Raw genomic sequence first — 19,747 nt, 5'->3', positions numbered from 1 at the left:
TCCCTGCTTCCATTATTTTTTTCTTTGTTCGATTCTTCGTTCTCGTTTTTTTATTTTATCCATTTCCCACTGCATTTTCTTTTTATACCCAGGCTTAACCTTAGTTGGTTTTTTTACCATTGATTTGGCTTTTTGATCGGCTTTATCCTCTTGTCTTACACGAGTCTTCCGCTTATTTCGCTCATCAATTTTCACAAATTCGTTATTTTTAAGATCAACGTAATTAAATTGAATCCCCATTTTTTCTAATCGATTTAACGCATCCTCATCTGATGCTTCATAGATTGTCAGTGCAATCCCAGAATATCCGGCACGAGCAGTTCGCCCGACGCGATGGATATAAAAATCTAAGTCTGTAGGAAGTTCATAGTTGATGATATGGCTGACCCCTTCAATATCAATTCCTCGTGAAGCAAGGTCCGTGGCAACTATATATTGGTACTCTAAATCCTGAATTTGCTTCATCATTTGTTTTCGTTCACGTGGGTTTAAATCACCATGAACTCGTCCAACTTTTAACCCTTTTTCATTTAAAAAGTAGGCCACTTCTTCAGCCATTTTTTTAGTATTCGTAAACACGATCGCTAAATAGGGATTGTACGCAACAAGTGCATCATGAACTAGCTGCTTCTTACTCCGATGTCTTGAAGGCAGGAGGTAGTGTTCTAAATTTTCTGCTGACCTTCTTTTTGGTTCAATTTGAATGGTTTTCGGATTTTCCATATACTTTTTCAGGAATGGTTTTAATTTTTCAGGGATAGTTGCTGAAAAAACAAGCATTTGCAGATTTTCAGGCATTTTTCCAGCTACTCTGTCCAGATCCTCAATAAATCCCATGTCTAACATCATATCTGCCTCATCGACGACCAATATTTCCGCAGTATGAACAAATAATGCCTTATCACTCATCAGGTCCTTGATTCTTCCAGGAGTTCCGACAACTATATGTGGTTGGACTTTTAATTTTTCAATCGTCCGCTGCTTGTCCGTTCCCCCAATGTAGCATCTAGTCATTATCGCTTGCTCTGGGTTGCAGTGTTCCGTTATTTTTAGAATTTGATGGTAAATTTGCGAGGCTAGTTCTCTGGTAGGTGCAGTTATGACAGCCTGTACTTCCGAGCGTTTCGGGTCAATTTTTTCGAGAATAGGAAGAACAAAAGCGAGGGTTTTCCCTGTTCCTGTTTGGGATTGGCCGATAGCACTTTCTCCCTTTAATACAATTGGAATCATACGTTCTTGAATTTCAGTCGGTTCGGTAAATCCGAATCCTTTAATAGCTTCTATAATAAATGGTTGAAACGTAAAACGAGCAAAACGGTTTTCTTTCATATTGTTTCTCCTTATATTAAAACTTTGGATTAGTTTTTCTTATTTCAGCATGATTAACACTTTTTATCCATCATGCAATTATAGTCAATATTCCTTCAAAACTCCAGTTATCTTTCGTTTTAATATCATTTTCTACCTTCTGCCAACTTTTAAACAACTAATTTTAGTCTTTGTCCTGTGTATAATACCTAAACCAAATTAGGATAGGTGCATAATTTAAAGCATGAGGCAATTTGAAAGGAGGCTAAGATATGCAACCAAGATCTAGAATGCCTATGCAAGGGGGAATGGGACCCGGGCACTTTGGGCGGAATAATCAGATGATGAATCCCGGATTTAACCCTTTTGGCAGCAGGAACCCCATGATGGGGCCCTCATCCAACCAATTTGGAGGAGGGTTTAACCCGATGATGGGGCAAATGATGGGAAGACCTAATCAGATGAATACAAGGGGCGGTGGAATCCTTTCGAAATTATTCGGAAGAGGTAACCAAGCAGGCGGCTTTATGGGGCTGCAATCAGCTGGCAAAGCTGCATCCGGAGGTGGAGGCCTGCTTCAATCGTTAAGTAACCCCGGCGGATTAACAAGTATGTTAAATAATACCCAGCAGGTACTAAAAACAGCCCAGTCCCTCGGTCCGATGGTCCAACAATATGGCCCGATGATAAAAAATATCCCTGCGATGTGGAAGATTTATAAAGGATTTAAAAATGCCACAAAGAATACGGATGAGGCCCAAGATGAAAATAGCCAACAAACCGAAGCAGCCTCAGATGAATCATCTTCTCATGAAGTATCTGAAAATAAAAGTACAAAAAAGAAAGTACAACGCAAGAATAATCAAGAGCCAGTTTCTTCAAAAAGGAAAACTCCCCAAAAGGGTTCTTCCATTCCTAAAATGTATATCTAAAGGAAGAATGCTGGCAACAGCATTCTTTTTTTCCTAAAACTGTTAAGGAAAAATGTATCTTTGTATTATATCTATTAGTTTTATATAATAAATACATAAAACTATGAATCAATGTCTTTTTTAGGGGGACTTTTAATATGCAAATCATCAAAATTTCGCCACGAGGCTATTGCTACGGTGTTGTTGATGCAATGGTTATTGCTCGAAATGCGGCTTTAGATAAAACATTACCTCGCCCTATCTACATATTAGGGATGATCGTTCATAATAAACATGTGACAGATGCTTTCGAGGAAGAAGGCATTATTACCCTAGATGGAAAAAATCGCATGGATATTCTCGATAAAGTAGACACAGGAACCGTTATATTTACTGCTCATGGAATATCGCCAGAAGTAAGAGAATTAGCTAAAAAGAAAGGACTAGTAACGATAGACGCTACCTGTCCAGATGTAACTAGAACCCACGATTTAATTGAAGAAAAAACAAAACAAGGATATCAAGTCATCTATATAGGTAAAAAAGGCCATCCAGAGCCTGAGGGAGCCGTTGGTGTCGCACCTGAAATGGTGCACTTGGTTGAAACTCCACAAGATGTAGAGGCATTAACAATTGACAGTAACAAATTGTTGGTCACTAATCAAACAACGATGAGTCAATGGGATGTATCCGATACGATGAAAAAAGTTCAGGAAAAATATCCACATGTTGAAGTCTATAATGAAATTTGCCATGCCACACAAATTCGCCAAGAAGCAGTTGCTGAACAAGCAACAGAAGCAGAAGTAACTATTGTTGTCGGTGATCCGAAGAGTAATAATTCCAATCGCCTTGCTCAAGTTTCAGAGGAAATTGCCGGCACGAAAGCATATCGCATTGCTGATATAACCGAGTTAGAAATTGCTTGGATTAAAGACGCGAAAAACGTTGCCGTCACATCTGGAGCTTCCACTCCAACACCAATAACAAAAGAAGTTATTACATTCCTAGAGCAATTTGATCCAAATAATGAAGCTACATGGGACCGCCGCAAAAAAGTTCAGTTAAACAGAATCCTGCCAAAAGTAAAAAAATAGCATCCAAAAATACGAAAAGAACCGTGTCAACTTGACCGGTTCTTTTTATATTTGGCTGTGTTAAAGGTTAATGTTTATTTTGGCACTCTGTTGATTGGAGTGGAAGGTGCGAAGACTCCTGCGGGAGTACGGGGCAGGGGAGACCCCGTAGGCGCTAAAAGCTCCGAGGAGGCTCCCCGCAACGCCCGCGGAAAGCGAAGCACCTGGAACGGAAATCAACAGACATGTTTAACACAGCCTTATATTATAAAAATTTGAATGGATCGGTATTTTCATCAGATGGAAATATTTCTACAGCAAACCCGGAATCTTGGCACATCTTTTGTAAGGTTGCAGATAATCCTTTTTTCATTACTTTTTCAACATTATGACCGGGATCAATCATATTCAAGCCCTGCATCATTGCATCATGTGCGGTGTGATAATAAATATCCCCCGTAACATACACATCTACCCCTTGATACTTGGCATTCATGAAGTATTTATTCCCATCTCCGCCCAACACTGCTACCTTTTTAATCTTTGCAGACAAATCGCCGACCACTCGGACATTGGAAACTTCTAGTGATTTCTTCACTTTTTCCGCAAATTCTTCTAATGTCATTTCTGGAACTTTCCCGATACGGCCTAGACCGAGCACTTCCCCTTTGTTTTCAAGTGGATAGACATCATAGGCCACTTCTTCATATGGATGGGCTTTGATCATAGCAGTGATTGTCTTTTTGAGAATCGATTCTGGGACAATTGTCTCAAGCCTCACTTCCTCCACTTCTTCTAATCGGCCTTCTTTACCAACAAATGGATTCGTATTTTCTCCTGGAATGAATCGACCTGTACCACTGCCTGAAAATGAACAATGGCTGTAGTTCCCAATAAATCCTGCACCTGCATTACCAAGGATTCTCCTGATCTCCTCTGCATGGCTGATGGGAACAAAAACAACTAATTTCTTTAGCTTAGTTTCAAATGTAGGGACTAGAACCTCTGTATCTTCCAGTTCTAGTGCTTCTGCAAGAAGGTCATTTACCCCGCCTGTTGCTACGTCGAGATTCGTATGCGCTGCGTAAACAGCAATATCATGTTTCAATAATTTTTCAATGATTTTCCCCTGAACGGAATCCGTTAACAAATTCTTAAGGGGGCGATAAATAATCGGATGATGAGCTATAATGAGTTGGACATCCTTTGCAATGGCCTCATCGATTACATTTTCGAGGACATCGAGTGCAATCATGATTCGTTCAACTTTTTTATTTAAACGACCGATTTGTAATCCAATTTTATCGCCTTCCATCGCCAAACCTTTGGGCGAAAACTGTTCAAACAATTGAATGACTTCGTGTCCATTAGGAATCTTCATTCGTTAAAGCCCCCTTTACAAGCTTAATTTTGCCGATGATTTCTTGTTTTTTATCTACCGTTTCAGGAGATTGGGCTGCATTCTCTAGTGCCTCATATATCCGTTCCCAATTATTCATTTCTGCTGTCCATTTCTTCTTAAAAGTCTCATCCTGTCCTTGAACAAGGAATGGTCCTACTAATAGCCCTAAATCTTGATTTTTATTATACGGCTTATACGGGTCGCCCTTTTCTCCGATTAATATTTCGTATATTTTCCCATCTTCTTCGAGTATTTCTTCAGCAATAAGTTCCCAATTATTTTCTATAAACCATTTCCTAATGGAGATGGCACTAATATTTGGCTGCAAGACAAGGCGCTTGACTGTGGTTAACTTTTCTTTACCATTCTCTAAAATACTTGCAATCAAAGCCCCGCCCATACCAGCGATAGTTATACAATCGACTTCTCCATCTTCTATAACCTCTAGACCATCACCCATTCGCACCGAAATGATATCAGTCAATCCTTCTGCTAATACATTTCTTTCTGCTAATTGAAATGGACCTACTGCAACTTCACCTGCTATCCCAAAAGACAATCCTTCGTTTTTAGCTAAGAAACAAGGTAAATATGCATGGTCTGAACCAATATCGGCAAGCCTTGCCCTATTTGGGACATATTTGGCAACCGCTGCTAACCTAGCTGATAATTTATCTGTATTCAATCATACCACCACTTTTATATGTAATTTATATAGTATAAAAAAAGTCCTTCACAGATGCAAAGGACCTTTTCTAATTATTTAATTGTTGCTAACCAATCAGCCATTGCAGCTGCTTGTTCTTCTTTAACAAGTCCTGCTGGCATGCCTGTACCCTTACCTTTTGTTACAAAGGTCATAATTTCTTCTTTAGAATACTTGCTGCCTACACCTTTAAGTGATGGTCCTACAACCCCTTGGTACTGATCGCCATGACAGCCAATACAAGATTGCTTGTAAATGTCTTCTGGCTTTGATGCGGCAACCTCAGTTTTCTCAGTGCCTTCTCCTTTATCCTTCGCAATTTCTTTACTATCACCAAGGCCTTTGAAAGACAAAATTAGCATCAGCACAATTCCAAAAGCCATGATGAGAACGTAAGGAATAACCGGATTTCGCTTCATGATATAACCTCCCTTATGTACGAACGTCAGTAAATATATAGTCTACAAACAACTACTATTTTACTCGAAAAAGAACCGAAGGAAAAGCCCTAAACTTATTTTATCACTATAATCTTAATAAAAAAAAGAAAACAGGCTAAATTAGTCAATTATCTAACTTAGCCCGTTCTTATTTTTCACTATTTTATTTTTTTAACACCCAATTAACCTTGAAATGACCATTCTTTGGACTTCAGAAGTACCTTCGCCAATTTCAAGCAACTTTGCATCCCTCATCATTCGCTCCACATGATATTCTTTCATATAACCATAACCGCCATGTATTTGAACAGCTTGATCAGTCACTTCCATGCAAATTTCTGATGCATAGAGTTTACACATCGCCGACTCCTTTGAAAATGGTCTTCCCTGATCCTTTAACCACGCTGCCTTATACACCATATTCCGGGCCAATTCAATTTTCATTGCCATGTCAGCAAGTTTAAACTGGATAGCTTGGAAAGAGGAAATAGACTTCCCAAACTGTCTTCTTTCCTTTGCATAGGCTAAGGCTTTTTCATAGGCCCCCTGAGCAATCCCTACAGCCATCGCACCAATCCCTATACGTCCGCCGTCTAACGTCATTAAAAACTGTTTAAAACCCTCTCCACGCTTCCCTAAAAGGTTCTCAACTGGTACTCGTACATCCTCTAACACTAATTCCGTTGTATTTGATGAATGAAGACCCATTTTTTCATAGTTATCAATTATAGAGAACCCATCAGTACTAGTCGGAACAATAATTGCACTTATTTCTTTTTTTCCGTCCTTCTCTCCAGTTATAGCAGTCAATGACAGGTGCTTGGCGTAACTAGCATTGGTGATAAAACATTTATTTCCATTTATGACAAACATATCATCTTCTTCTCGTGCAGATGTTCTAGTCCCGCCTGCATCTGATCCGGCATTTGGCTCAGTAAGGCCAAACGCTCCAAATGATTCTCCAGTACAAATCGGCGTTAAATACTTTAACTTTTGCTCCTTGGTGCCAAATAAATTCAGGGGTGCCCCTCCTAGAGATATATGAGCAGAATAGGTGATTCCTGTGGAACCGCATGCTCGGCTTAATTCTTCGGTTACAATCGCAAAGCTAACCGTATCTGCTCCTCCTCCGCCATATTCCTCAGGAAAAGGCAGCCCCATAATACCCATCTCGGACAACTTTTTAAATATTTCCACTGGGAATTGTTTTGTGCGGTCCCGCTCGATCGCACTTGGTGCGACCTCCTCGTCTGCAAATTGACGCATGGTTCTTTTTATCATTTCTTGCTCAGAAGTTAAGTCAAAATTCATGTCCATCCCCCTTATCCGAAACCTTTTGAATGCGCTTTCTTTATTATTATAAGAGGAATTATCTTTATTTCACAATACTTAAAAATTTTTAAAAATTTTTAAAAATATTCTATTATATGGATATAGAAAAAATTCAATTAATTCATTCCTACAACTAAAATCTTCCACTATCCTGATAATGGAGAACAAACTTTATCCCTTTTTTACAAAAATAAAAGATGAAAAACCATGTCAGGAAATTTTCATGTCTATTTGCAAAATGAGAGACAATTCAGTAAAATGGATTCAAATACAGAAAGTGCTTACATTTCCATCACGGTATTACCTAATTTCTTAAGCTGGGAACAAAAAAAATAGCCTACTTCAAATGATGAAGTAAACTATTTATTAATGAATTTTATTCTAAGAAATCTTTTAATCGTTTACTGCGGCTAGGATGGCGTAATTTCCTTAATGCCTTAGCTTCAATTTGACGGATACGTTCCCGTGTAACACCGAAGACTTTACCAACCTCTTCAAGTGTACGAGTCCGCCCATCATCCAGTCCAAAACGCAGGCGGAGGACATTTTCTTCCCTGTCAGTAAGTGTATCTAGGACATCTTCAAGCTGCTCTTTTAATAACTCATAAGCAGCATGTTCTGAAGGTGAGGTTGCGTCCTGGTCTTCAATAAAATCACCGAGGTGGGAATCATCTTCTTCACCAATTGGTGTTTCAAGTGATACAGGCTCTTGGGCAATTTTCAAAATCTCCCTAACCTTATCAGGTGTTAAATCCATATCTTCACCAATTTCTTCTGGCGTTGGTTCACGGCCAAGATCCTGAAGTAATTGACGCTGAACACGAATTAATTTATTTATGGTTTCAACCATATGCACTGGAATACGGATAGTTCTAGCTTGGTCAGCAATTGCACGTGTAATGGCTTGGCGAATCCACCAGGTTGCGTACGTACTGAACTTAAAACCTTTTTGATAATCAAATTTTTCAACGGCCTTAATTAATCCCATATTTCCTTCTTGGATAAGATCAAGGAATAACATTCCGCGGCCCACATAGCGCTTGGCAATACTTACTACCAGCCTTAGGTTTGCCTCTGCAAGGCGTCGCTTGGCTTCTTCATCGCCTTGTTCAATACGAAGCGCCAATTTTTTTTCTTCATCAGCGGAAAGCAGGTCAACCCGGCCGATTTCTTTTAGATACATACGAACCGGATCATTTATCTTAACTCCAGGAGGAACGCTAAGATCGTTTAAATCAAATTCATCATCATCACCTTTTGCTAATTGCTTAGGATTTGGATCTTCCTCTTCACTATCGCCAACTAGTTCAATACCTTGGTCACCGAGGAACTCAAAAAATTCTTCCATTTGGTGAGAATCTAATTCATAGTTAGCCAATTTCTCAGCAATATCATCATAGGCAAGGACGCCGGTTTTTTTCCCCAGTGCCGTTAACTGGTCTTTCACTTGTTCAAAAGTGAATTCATTTTCCACTTCTTTTGAACGGGCTGATTTTTCAGCAGCCATATGTCCCACTCCTTCCAGAATCAAAGACAGTAAAAATGGAATCTATAGAGATTTACGCAATTGAAGGATTTCCATTGCAATTGCTGCAGCTTTACTAAAATCACTTTGTCGCTCAGCTTCTTTTTGTTCCACTTCTTTTTCTTTTATCTTTAACAATTTTTGATAATTCAACACCTGTTTGATATAATCACTTAATTCATGATTTGTTAACTCATCGTTAATGGGCATCATTTCAATGTTTGCAACCATTCTTCTGAGATTATCATCTTGTATATAGGACAAAAACGCACTTGAATCAGACTGGAAATGTTCTTCATAAAAAGCTAACAGATAGGTTATTATTGCCTGATGTTCATCAATATTAAACGTATTACCCTGTAATAAATCCTGTACCTTATAAGCCACATCTCGATCCTTTAACATGTGCGCAATTAATCGTCTTTCTGCTGTATAATGCTTTGGCTTAAGTTTACTATCTTGCTTTGGGACTAAAATAGGCTTATTTACAGGTTGCTTACTTCCAGTTGATTTTCTTTTTTCTGCGAAGAATATCTCCTTTTGCTGCTGTTTTAAAGCATCTAGTGAGAGTGAAAATTCAGCCGCAAGTTGCCTTAAATAGTGATCCCTTTCAACTGCTTTATTCAAAGTGCTGATTTCCTTAATTAACACTTCGATATATGCAAGTCTATCTCCTTCAAGTTGCAGATTTTTCCCCCTGCGAAAGTAAAGAAATTTGAACGCCATCCACGTTAAACTTGCACCAATAACCTCACTTCGGAATTTTTCGGGACCATTCTTTTTAATATATTCATCTGGGTCCATTCCATCTGGCATCATCGCAACCTTTACTTGAAATCCACCATTGCTAAGGTGGTTTCCAGCACGATATGCTGCCTCAATGCCGGGTTTATCAGAATCGTAGCAAATAGTTACGGATTGGACATTTTGCCGTAAGAGGGCTATATGTTCATCTGTCAAGGAAGTCCCCATCGTAGCGATACCATTTTCCACACCAGCGCGATCTGCAGAAATGACATCAGCAAATCCCTCGAATAAAACAGCAAATTGCGATTTTTTTAAATTTGGCTTCGCATGATGGTAATTGTATAAAATTTTACTTTTATTAAAGATTGGCGTTTCAGGACTATTTAAATATTTGGGCTCGTCGGCCCCAAGCGTTCTTCCTGAAAAAGCAATCGTATTGCCGTTTCGGTCAAAAATCGGAAACATTATTCGATCCCTAAATCGATCGAAATATGTCCCATCTCTTTCACGTTTGATAATTAATCCGGCTTTCTCCATCCATTCAGGCGGAAAATCTCTTTTTGAAAGAAATTTAAAAACATAATCCCATGAATTTAAAGAATACCCAATTTGAAACTTATCTATTGCTTCTCGAGTGAATCCCCTCTGCAGCAAATATTCCAAAGCATGTTGACCTTCCTTTGTATTTACTAGCAAATGATGGTAAAATTTCTGTAATAGCTCATGAGCACTTAGAAATGCTTGATGCTCTTCCGAAAACTTTTTCTTACCATGTTCGCCAGACAAATTGATTTCAAGGTCAATATTAGCCTTTGCAGCTAGTTTAATGGCTGATTCTTGGAAGGAGATACCTTCCAGCTCCATTAGAAATGAAAAAACATTCCCACCAGCGCCACAACCAAAGCAATGGAAAATTTGTTTATCAATAGATACTGAAAATGATGGGGTGCTTTCTCCATGGAATGGACATAATCCGAAGTAATTTCGCCCCTGTTTTTTCAGTTGAACATAATCGCTGATTACTTCGACAATATCAACAGACTGACGAATTTGATTAATCTTTTCTTCGGCAATACGCTCTGCCATGTAAAACAACTCCATTTGGTCTATCAGGTATTCGGCAGGCACTCTTTTAATTCCTGCAAAATTCGACAAAATCTTTGTTAATTCTGTCTTAAATTTTTCACGTTCTTTAGTTTGAAAAGGTTTTGTTTCCTTTCCATATATCCCCCTTTTTCTTGCCTATGCGAATCAACATATTTCCAGTCTGTATATGTAGAATTTTCTTCCTTCATATGATGAACGTAGAAAGCAACAAAAAGAACACGGGGGGCTAAACTCCAACACTCTTTCGACAATCTCCGCTTTATCCGGGCATGAATCTACATCGGCATAAATAGTCGGATTGCCTTTTACATAAGTATTAATTCTACATTACTCCGCATATTCCTTCTTTAACAAATAACTTTTGTAAAAGGAGTTATGTCGAATTCTTTTTAGGGGGTCCCCTTGACATCTAACAATAAATAGTTTATTCGTTCATAAGCAAGTCTAAACCTAAAAAGATATATTTTTATCACAATTTTTTATTATAGTACAATTATTATCATTTTACCATAACTTTTTATTATTATTATTCCACTTTCTATCAGTAGAAAACACATAATCAAATGATTATGTGCTAAACTCGCCCTTTATGAAAATAATTTAAGATAACATTTGCCGTTTCTTCTACCGCTTTATTGGTAACATCAATAACAGGGCAATTTATTTTCTGTACTACTTTTTCAAAAAAGATTAATTCCGCTTTGATCCTGTCGAGAGTAGCATAACTTGCCTTATCATTTAAACCTAAAGAAATTAACCGTTCCCGTCTGATATTGTTTAACTTTTCAGGACTTATTTTCAGACCAAAACATTTCTCACTTGGAACTCTATAGAGTTCTTCTGGCGGATCCACTTCTGGTACAAGCGGGACATTAGCTACCTTTAATCGTTTATGAGCTAAGTACTGTGAAAGTGGAGTCTTTGAAGTTCTTGAAACCCCTATTAATACAATATCTGCTTTTAATATTCCTCTTGGGTCACGACCATCATCATATTTTACAGCAAATTCGATTGCTTCCACTTTTTTAAAATAATCTTCGTCTAATTTTCGAACAAGTCCTGGTTCACATAAAGGTGTTTTTCCACTAAACTGTTGAATCTGATCCATAATTGGACCAATTAGATCGACAGCTAGAATCCCTTCCTGTTCAGTTCTATTCTTAATATATGTACGCATTTCAGGTTTGACCAGCGTAAATGCAACCATTGCTTTATCTAATAAAACAAGTGAAAGAACTTCATCAATATGTTCCTTATCTTCCACATATGGGAATCTTTTTAATGTCATTCCTGAGCCATTGAATTGGCTTATTGCTGCTTTTGTAACTAATTCAGCGGTTTCCCCCACTGAATCGGATACTACATAAATAATTGGCGATCTCATTCTCCCTCAACAACCCCTCAATATGTTATCTTGTTACTCATCACCCAATGCAACGAACGCTTTGGTAATATTTGTTTTGGTTATTCTTCCGATAACCTCAAATCCATTTTCTGTTTTCCGGACCACTGGAAGTGCATCGATTTGTTTTTCAATTAATTTCTTAGCGATATCAATTAATAAATCTTCCCGTTCACACATGGTGATATTAGGCATTCTTGTCATAATAATATTAACAGGTATAGTAGTCAGTTCTTGCTTACCTATACTAGCCCGGAGCAGATCCTTCCTGGATAATACTCCAACCAGAATGGTGTTTTGATCTACTACAAATAATGTTCCCACATCTTCTAGGAACATCGTACAGATTGCATCATAAACGGAAATATTTTCATTTACCACAACAGGGATGGACTGATAATCTTTCACGTATATTTTTTGCAAATTTTCGGTTAAAAGCTGTGTCCCAGATTTACCAGTATAAAAATAACCTACACGGGGCCTCGCATCTAAATAACCTGCCATCGTCAGAATGGCAAGATCCGGTCTAAGAGTCGCCCTGGTCAAGCTTAATTGCTCTGCAATATGTTCTCCCGTGATAGGCCCATTTTCTTTTACAATTTGCAAAATATGTTCTTGCCGTTTGGTCAGTTCGATTGTTCACACCACCTTTGTTTCACATTTAGAAAGGGTTTTATCTCAAAAAGCTTACTTTATTAGGAATATTATATACTATTGAATCTATTAAGAAAACTCGCCAATCGGCGAGTTTTTCCTTAAAACATCATCTTTTCTTGCAAGAAGCTAACTAGTTCATGTATCGAGATACGCTTTTGCTCCATTGTATCACGGTCGCGAACTGTAACCATATTATCTTCTTTAGAGTCGAAGTCATAGGTAATACAAAACGGAGTACCAATTTCATCATGACGACGATAGCGTTTTCCAATCGATCCTGATTCATCATAGTCTACTGAAAAATGTTTAGCCAGAGTGGCGAAAACTTCACGTGCTTCTTCTGACAATTTCTTTGATAGTGGAAGAACCGCTGCTTTAAATGGAGCTAATGCAGGGTGGAAATGCATGACCGTTCTAGATGTACCATCTTCAAGCTGTTCTTCATCATAAGCATCAATTAAGAATGCTAACGTAACGCGGTCTGCCCCTAGAGATGGTTCAATACAATAAGGTACATACTTTTCATTTGTTTCCGGGTCAAGATAATGGAAGTCCTCGCCAGAATACTCCATATGCTGCTTCAAATCATAATCTGTTCTTGAAGCAACCCCCCAAAGTTCACCCCAGCCAAACGGAAACTTAAATTCGAAATCAGTTGTTGCATTACTGTAATGAGATAATTCATCCTCTGAGTGGTCGCGAAGTCTTAAATTTTCCTTTGTAAGGCCTAATGACATTAACCATTGTTCTGCAAATTGCTTCCAATAATCAAACCATTTCAACTCCTCACCAGGCTTACAGAAAAATTCAAGTTCCATTTGTTCGAACTCTCTTGTTCGGAACGTGAAGTTACCCGGAGTAATTTCATTTCTGAAACTCTTTCCAATTTGAGCAATACCAAATGGCATTTTCTTTCTCATCGTCCGCTGGACATTTTTAAAATTAACGAAGATACCCTGGGCTGTTTCAGGACGAAGAAAAATTTCATTTGTACTAGATTCTGTTACTCCTTGGAAGGTTTTAAACATTAAGTTGAACTGGCGAATTCCAGTAAAGTCATGACTGCCGCAATCTGGACAAGCGATATTGTGTTCTTTCACTAACTCTTCCATTTTTTCAAATGGTAAGCCATCGACGACCATTTCAATGCCTTTTTCATCGAGAGCATTTTCAATTAATTTATCGGCACGGTGACGTGCTTTACAATTTTTACAATCGATCATCGGATCATTGAAGTTCCCAATATGGCCAGATGCTTCCCAAGTACGCGGGTTCATTAAAATACTCGCATCTAATCCAACATTATACGGCGACTCTTGGACGAATTTTTTCCACCATGCCTGCTTAATATTATTTTTAAATTCAACGCCTAACGGGCCGTAATCCCAAGTATTTGCAAGGCCTCCGTAAATCTCTGAACCAGGAAAAATAAATCCTCTGTGTTTTGCATGTGAAACGATTTGTTCCATTGTTACTTTCATTGAAATTGCTCCTTTAAGTATAAATTTTATTCAAACAAAAAAACTCCCGTTCCTATGCTAGACTAGCATAGGGACGAGAGTTACCCGCGGTTCCACCCTAATTGCTGCTAAGAAGCAGCCTCTTTTATTGTGTTACTAAACACAAAGATTGCTCAGGAACGCCTTCGTTAGTTCTCTATACCCTAGCTTACACTACCCTAGGTTCGCTTTTATAGAGGATGACTAAGTACTCTTCTCCGTCACTGCAATTATTTTATTAATGAAAATAATAGCGAAAACTCCAAACATTGTCAACTGGGCGATTATAAGAGATTGCGAAATTTATCCATGGAATTTAGAAACTTTTTGGATTTAAGGTGCAAACCAGAATACTCCTCATAGTAGGCAGTAATCACCGTCTTAAGTTCAGCTTTCGTTTCTTCTTTAACAGAAATATTTCCTAACCTTGAAAGATCAAAATAATAAAATACCCTTAATAATTTAACCGCAGCAGCTGATAGTTTAAGATGGTACGGATCTTTATCTAGACATCGATGACAGATAAACCCGCCTTCACGAATCGAAAAAGAAAAATGTCCGTCTGTACTGCCGCAAACGGAACATTGATTTAAAATTGGGTTCAATCCCATCACATTTAACATTTTCATCTCATAAATATTCATGAGGATATCTGGGTCATAACCTTCATTTAAGTAATTTAATGTTTGAAAAAGCAACTCAAAATGAAAAGGATTTGGTTTCTTTTCATCCGTGCATTTATCCGTTAATTCGACAATATAACTAGCATACGCAGTTAAAAAAATATCTTCACCAATCGACCTTAATGATGTAGCTGTTTCTCCTTGCTGCAGGCTGCCTAAACCAGTTCCTCTTGCAATTAGATAATAACCATGTGTAAAAAGCTGTGTGATGGAGGAAAGGCGGCTGTTTGGCTTTTTTGCACCACGAGCCATGACTCCAACCTTTCCCCATTCCCTAGTATATATTGTTACAATTTTATTTGTTTCACCATAATCAGTTGTTCTAATAACGATGCCTTCACACTTCTGAAGCATTATTGTCACCTTCTAAAGTAGCACGAAGACAAACTTATGAAACGGGAAAATCGATTTGTGCTAGCTCATCATTCAGATTTCCGGGTATTTCCTGGTTTTCCTTCTCTAGTTCTTTAATGAGAAGATATGTGTCAATATTACCTGTTTGGAGGAATACTTTCCACGTAAAATCCATCATCGAAAACCCCACCTTTCATATTTAGACTAGCTATCATTCGGTCCCAAACCTTACAATTATCATAGCCTGCCAGCGCAAAAATCATAAGACGAAATATTTGTTAATGTTGTCCATGCATAATTTAAAATAAACGGTAATATTTTAGTTAGGGCTTATTTATTAATATTCATCTTCGTTAAAACCATAATCTCGAAGCTGGGACATCTTATTACGCCAGTCTTTTTGAACTTTTACCCATAACTCTAAATACACCTTAGACCCTAAAAGATTTTCTATATCAGCCCGTGCACGCTTACCAATTTCTTTTAACATACTTCCTTGCTTTCCAATAATGATTCCTTTTTGGGAATCACGTTCAACAATTACAGTTGCCATGACATCAATCATGTCTTTACCCTCTCGTCGTTCCATTTTGTCGAGAACAACAGCGAGTGAGTGTGGAATTTCTTCTCTTGTTAAGTGAAGGGCTTTCTCTCTGATTAGCTCTGTTATAATAAAGCGTTCCGGGTGATCTGTCACTTGGTCTGCTGGATAGTATTGTGGCCCCTCAGGCAAGAAAGACTTAATCTGTTCGAGCAATCGTTCCACATTATTACCTTCAAGCGCTGAGATGGGTACAATTTCTTTAAATGGATATTTTTCTTGATATGATTCAATAATTGGCAATAATTTATCAGGATGAACTTGATCAATTTTATTAATGACAAGGAAGATTGGCGTATTAACGGTTTGAAATTTTTCAAGGATAAATTCTTCGCCACGTCCAAACCCTTCTTCGGCATTCACCATAAACAAAATCAAATCTACTTCTTTAAGCGTATTCACTGCTACCTTCATCATAAAATCGCCTAATTTATGCTTTGGTTTATGAATTCCTGGCGTATCAATAAATATCATCTGTGCATCATTTACTGTTAATACACCTTGGATTTTGTTACGAGTGGTTTGCGCTTTATCACTCATGATAGCAATTTTTTGGCCAATCACGCGATTTAGAAATGTGGATTTCCCGACATTGGGCCGGCCTATTATAGAAATAAAACCTGACTTATAACCTTTGCTGGAGTTCTCATTATTTAACATGTAAATCCTCCGATGTAACAGTTACACATACTATTGCTTCTTCAATTAGGTGTTCGATATTCACTCGTGTTCTTCCCTTCCAGCAGATATCTGCTGTTCCTTTATTTTACCTCAAAATCCATTGAAAATCATTACTTATAGTTGAAAAAATTTAAAAAATTAGAATTTTCTCATAAATCAGCAAGTCTACTTTTTTTGCTGTTAAGTCATTTTACCGAATTCATTATTCGATTTCAAATTATGTCAAATCCCTATTCTAACTGTCTAAAATAACGCTAAAATATAAGGTAAAAAGATCACAATCCCAATGACAACGGATAGAATGGCATATACAAAGACGGCGCCAGCCGCCAAATCTTTAGCCTGTTTTGCCAAGGAATGATATTCTCCAGTTACGAGATCTACTACTCGTTCAATCGCTGTATTCACCATTTCGAGCGCAAACATTCCTCCTATTGCCACAAGGATAAATAACCATTCAGTTTTAGTAATTGAAAAATAAAACGAAATAAGTAAAACAACAATCGAACTAAAAAAATGGAAGCGCATATTCCTCTCGCCCCTCAAGGCAGTTGCAATTCCTGCGAATGCATACGAAAATGACCTTAGAAACCCAAACTGTGCCGGTTTAGCGTTTGAGTCCATATTCGTCTAAAATATCCTTCTGCAATGTAAACATTTCTTTCTCTTCTTCTGCCGTCATATGATCATAACCCAGGAGATGCAAGAATCCATGCACAGCTAGAAAACCAAGTTCACGTAAGAAAGAATGTCCATATTCTTCTGCCTGTTCTATTGCTTTAGGAACAGAGATAATGATATCACCCAAAACCCGAGGCATATCGGCTCCTACAAGTTCCATTTCACCTTCCCCTAGTTCTTCCATCGCAAACGAGATAACATCGGTTGGCTTGTCTTTATCGCGGTATTCTCGATTAATTTCCTGAATTCTTTCATTTGAAACAAATGTGACAGAAACCTCACTATGCTCTTCCACATCCTGTTTTTTTGCGGCAAAGTTAATTACCCGTTCGATTTCAAGCATTTGTTCTTCTGTAAGTGTTTCTGTTTCATCGATACAATCAATTAGTAATGTCATGCTTGCTTCACCTTCTTTATCAATTCTGGATACTCAATTCTAGAGTGAAAAATCCCTTTTAAAGTTTCACATAACGCTTCAGAAACCGTTTCAATTTCTTTCATTGTGAGATCACATTCGTTTAATTGTCCATCTTGAAGACGATCTGCAACAATTTTCCTAACTAGTGATTCAATTAATTCAGGCGTAGGCTGGGATAAAGAGCGAACAGCCGCTTCCACACTATCAGCAATTCCAACTACTGCAGACTCTTTTGTTTGTGCCTTAGGTCCAGGATATCGATAATCTTCTTCCTTAACCTCAGTATCAGCTTGGACTGCTTTGTGGTAAAAGAATTTTAGTAAGGTAGTTCCATGATGCTGCTCCGCAATATCAATAATTTCCTTGGGCAAATTGTATTTTTTCAAAATAGAAGATCCATCTGTTACATGTGCAATAATAATATTCGCACTTTTATCTGGCGGGAGGCGATCATGTGGATTCTCAAGATGCATCTGGTTTTCAATATAAAAATTAGGGCGCTTTGTTTTTCCAATATCATGATAATAACTTCCTACTCTTGCTAAAAGGCCATTCGCTCCAATTGCTTCACAAGCAGATTCCGCTAAATTAGCGACCATCACACTATGATGATATGTACCTGGTGCTTCCATTAAAATTTTTCTAAGCAATGGATGGTTGGGATTAGAAAGTTCGATTAGCCTCATCGTTGATAAGATTCCGAAACTCGCCTCAAAAAAAGGAAGGAGTCCAATCGTTAGTACTGCTGAACCTATCCCTGAAACAAGGGCTGTAATGAGATAATATCCATACTCAGTTCCAGTAAATTGTCCATTCGGTAAATACATTAACGCTAAGATTGTCAACAGGTTTACGAGTGCCGCAAAGGAGCCTGCCTGAAAGATTTTCGACCGTTGATTAAGTTTACTTAAAAATAGGATACCCGCTAAGGAACTGAATAGGATATAGATACCCTCTGAAAAATTTAAAGTCCCTGTAACCCCTTCATTAAATAAAATACTGCCGCAAACCGCCATGATAATCGACATTAGTGTGGCTAACTTTTCATCAATTAATATTTTAATTAACATCCCTCCTAGAGCAGCAGGGAATAAATAGCCAATTCCAGCAAAATTAAAAATTTGCAGCATGCTGATGATTTTCATAATAAGTATCGAAAGGATGAATATTATCCCAAATAATAACAAGTCCGTCTGCCTTTTTCCTGGTATAGACTTTATTTGAGAAAAATAAAAATAGAGAGCTGATAGTATAATCGTTATAAGAACGATTAAGCCGATAAAAGGTTTGAACGATCGTTCATTATCAAGGAGACCGACTAACTTTAATTGCCGATAAATATCCTGGTTAATTAACTCTCCTTCTTCAACAATAATTTGCCCCTGAAGAATTTTGGCAGGTTCCACACTTTCTACTGCTTGCTGTCTCAGTTCCTCGGTCGCATTAGGGTCATAAAACTCATTTTGAATAATAGCATACCTGCCTAATTCGATGACACCACTTCTTAAATTATCATTTAAGGTGGTGTATTTTAATTCTTCCTCTACCCTTTTCTTGGCATTCTCAACATCATCTGCAGAAATCCTTTGGGCCATTACATTATTAATCGCTGTAACAGTTAAATCCTTAGCAATCGATAATTCATCATGACTGGCTTGGACTAAAGCAACAAAGACTTGATCAGAAAGTCCCTTGGAGACATTTGGTGTTAATTTAGCTTTTAACCGGTCCATTTTTTCTGAATCACTTGGTTCAGCTTTTTCAGGTTTTTCTTCTGTTGCTAACTCAGCATGCTTGTTAATTTCTTCTTTTATTTCGTCATTCATTTCAACTGTGGCTTGAAAAATGGAGCTAATTAAATCCACTCGATTTTGTGTATATTCTTTTTTTAAGGTATAGACATCCTGCACCTGATCTATTGCGTCTTTACGCTTATTTTCTGTACTTTTTCTATCTTCCACTGTTCCTGGCGAACGAATTGTTTTTTCCGCAACTGAAAATAGGCTTAAATCTAATTTCTCAGGTTTTACATTACTATACATTGCTGCTAATAACACGGTACCTAACATTATAAAGAATAGTACTAGAAAGAAAGTTATATCCAGCAGCTTACGTATCCGTATGAAGTATTGCTGAAGTTTACCCAACTATATCCCTCCAACCACTGCCCTTGAAAACAGATTCACTTTGTTCATAAATCAATTCTCAATAATTGTC

Annotated in this window: 18 protein-coding genes and 1 other annotated feature; of the genes, 2 read left to right on the top strand and 16 right to left on the bottom strand. The window is 37.8% G+C overall.

The genetic code is table 11. The annotated features are described in order from the left end of the window. Positions 1 to 12: 12 nt before the first annotated feature. The gene (locus tag BR30_RS0102230; RefSeq protein WP_026563558.1) at positions 13 to 1,329 is read right to left on the bottom strand and encodes a DEAD/DEAH box helicase; all 1,317 of its coding nucleotides are present in this window, start codon (positions 1,327 to 1,329) and stop codon (positions 13 to 15) included. Between the two features lie 251 nt (positions 1,330 to 1,580). Between BR30_RS0102230 and vrrA the strand changes: the two genes are divergently transcribed. Both vrrA and BR30_RS0102220 read left to right on the top strand, forming a co-directional pair. Beyond that, a complete protein-coding gene (gene vrrA / locus BR30_RS0102225) occupies positions 1,581 to 2,240 on the top strand; it encodes a VrrA/YqfQ family protein (RefSeq protein ID WP_026563557.1) in 660 nt (219 codons plus the stop codon). Between the two features lie 137 nt (positions 2,241 to 2,377). Beyond that, a complete protein-coding gene (locus BR30_RS0102220) occupies positions 2,378 to 3,316 on the top strand; it encodes a 4-hydroxy-3-methylbut-2-enyl diphosphate reductase (protein WP_026563556.1) in 939 nt (312 codons plus the stop codon). 244 nt (positions 3,317 to 3,560) lie between these two features. Here BR30_RS0102220 and BR30_RS0102215 read toward each other — a convergent pair whose 3' ends face one another. The 15 genes from BR30_RS0102215 to BR30_RS0102140 form a co-directional block, all read right to left on the bottom strand. Further along, a complete protein-coding gene (locus BR30_RS0102215; RefSeq protein WP_026563555.1) occupies positions 3,561 to 4,676 on the bottom strand; it encodes a Nif3-like dinuclear metal center hexameric protein in 1,116 nt (371 codons plus the stop codon). Next, the gene (locus BR30_RS0102210; RefSeq protein ID WP_026563554.1) at positions 4,663 to 5,382 is read right to left on the bottom strand and encodes a tRNA (adenine(22)-N(1))-methyltransferase; all 720 of its coding nucleotides are present in this window, start codon (positions 5,380 to 5,382) and stop codon (positions 4,663 to 4,665) included. Before BR30_RS0102210 ends, BR30_RS0102215 begins: the two co-directional genes overlap by 14 nt. 74 nt (positions 5,383 to 5,456) lie before the next feature. Continuing rightward, positions 5,457 to 5,822 carry a cytochrome c550 gene (cccA, locus tag BR30_RS0102205; RefSeq protein WP_026563553.1) on the bottom strand — a complete coding sequence of 122 codons (366 nt, stop codon included), beginning with the start codon at positions 5,820 to 5,822 and terminating at the stop codon, positions 5,457 to 5,459. Between the two features lie 192 nt (positions 5,823 to 6,014). Further along, positions 6,015 to 7,154, bottom strand: a complete 1,140-nt coding sequence (locus tag BR30_RS0102200) for an acyl-CoA dehydrogenase family protein (protein ID WP_026563552.1) — start codon at positions 7,152 to 7,154, stop codon at positions 6,015 to 6,017. Positions 7,155 to 7,551: 397 nt separating this feature from the next. Beyond that, positions 7,552 to 8,682, bottom strand: a complete 1,131-nt coding sequence (rpoD, locus tag BR30_RS0102190; RefSeq protein WP_026563551.1) for an RNA polymerase sigma factor RpoD — start codon at positions 8,680 to 8,682, stop codon at positions 7,552 to 7,554. Between the two features lie 42 nt (positions 8,683 to 8,724). Next, positions 8,725 to 10,533, bottom strand: coding sequence for a DNA primase (gene dnaG / locus BR30_RS0102185; protein ID WP_026563550.1), 1,809 nt, complete (start codon positions 10,531 to 10,533; stop codon positions 8,725 to 8,727). Positions 10,534 to 11,128: 595 nt separating this feature from the next. Beyond that, the gene (locus tag BR30_RS0102180) at positions 11,129 to 11,938 is read right to left on the bottom strand and encodes a pyruvate, water dikinase regulatory protein (protein ID WP_026563549.1); all 810 of its coding nucleotides are present in this window, start codon (positions 11,936 to 11,938) and stop codon (positions 11,129 to 11,131) included. Between the two features lie 33 nt (positions 11,939 to 11,971). Continuing rightward, entirely contained in the window at positions 11,972 to 12,592 is a 621-nt protein-coding gene (locus tag BR30_RS0102175; RefSeq protein ID WP_026563548.1) for a transcriptional regulator CcpN, read from the bottom strand. Between the two features lie 119 nt (positions 12,593 to 12,711). Then, entirely contained in the window at positions 12,712 to 14,094 is a 1,383-nt protein-coding gene (locus tag BR30_RS0102170; protein ID WP_026563547.1) for a glycine--tRNA ligase, read from the bottom strand. A gap of 66 nt (positions 14,095 to 14,160) precedes the next feature. After that, positions 14,161 to 14,346, bottom strand: a binding site (T-box leader). A gap of 50 nt (positions 14,347 to 14,396) precedes the next feature. Next, on the bottom strand, positions 14,397 to 15,149 hold the full coding sequence (gene recO / locus BR30_RS0102165; protein ID WP_026563546.1) for a DNA repair protein RecO: 753 nt from the start codon (positions 15,147 to 15,149) through the stop codon (positions 14,397 to 14,399). A 34-nt stretch (positions 15,150 to 15,183) separates the two neighbouring features. Then, positions 15,184 to 15,327 carry a YqzL family protein gene (locus tag BR30_RS35595; RefSeq protein WP_066257674.1) on the bottom strand — a complete coding sequence of 48 codons (144 nt, stop codon included), beginning with the start codon at positions 15,325 to 15,327 and terminating at the stop codon, positions 15,184 to 15,186. 159 nt (positions 15,328 to 15,486) lie between these two features. Next, on the bottom strand, positions 15,487 to 16,410 hold the full coding sequence (gene era, locus BR30_RS0102155; protein ID WP_026563545.1) for a GTPase Era: 924 nt from the start codon (positions 16,408 to 16,410) through the stop codon (positions 15,487 to 15,489). 264 nt (positions 16,411 to 16,674) lie between these two features. After that, positions 16,675 to 17,055, bottom strand: a complete 381-nt coding sequence (locus BR30_RS0102150; protein WP_026563544.1) for a diacylglycerol kinase family protein — start codon at positions 17,053 to 17,055, stop codon at positions 16,675 to 16,677. Continuing rightward, positions 17,039 to 17,509: an rRNA maturation RNase YbeY gene (ybeY, locus tag BR30_RS0102145; protein WP_026563543.1), complete on the bottom strand. Its 471-nt coding sequence runs from the start codon at positions 17,507 to 17,509 to the stop codon at positions 17,039 to 17,041. Before ybeY ends, BR30_RS0102150 begins: the two co-directional genes overlap by 17 nt. Then, complete coding sequence (locus BR30_RS0102140) at positions 17,506 to 19,677, bottom strand: HD family phosphohydrolase (protein WP_026563542.1); 2,172 nt, start codon at positions 19,675 to 19,677, stop codon at positions 17,506 to 17,508. The genes ybeY and BR30_RS0102140 overlap by 4 nt, the downstream gene beginning before the upstream one ends. Between the last annotated feature and the right edge of the window lie 70 nt (positions 19,678 to 19,747).

This window comes from Bacillus sp. UNC41MFS5 (genome assembly GCF_000686805.1).
The sequence above is the reverse complement of the archived record's forward strand: the minus strand, read 5'-3'. Positions and strand labels throughout refer to the sequence as shown.